Annotated in this window: 1 pseudogene; it reads left to right on the plus strand. The window is 73.0% G+C overall.

Annotated features, from left to right (window positions below):
* Positions 1–233, plus strand: a pseudogene (locus QN345_RS20395) (hypothetical protein); the annotation flags it as partial.

A 233-nucleotide genomic window follows, 5' to 3' on the forward strand; every position in this document is an offset into this window, starting at 1 on the left:
CCTCTCACCGCCGCCGGCTGCGCACCCGAGGTCGTCAAGACCTTCGTCTCCGGCGACAACTACAAGGCCTACCCCGAGCAGGTCGGCACCAGCTGGTACGTCAACCCGGCCAACCGCGCCGTCGTGCACGCCCCCGCCGGCCAACACCCCGCCCCCTGCGACGCCGTCGTTTCCCTCGCTCCCCGGAGTGACACCGCCGCGGCCGCGCTCTGCGGCGACGGTCGCCTCTTCAC

The sequence above is a fragment of the Cryobacterium sp. 10I1 genome (assembly GCF_035019805.1).
In the GTDB taxonomy this organism is placed as follows: Bacteria; Actinomycetota; Actinomycetes; order Actinomycetales; family Microbacteriaceae; genus Cryobacterium; species Cryobacterium glucosi.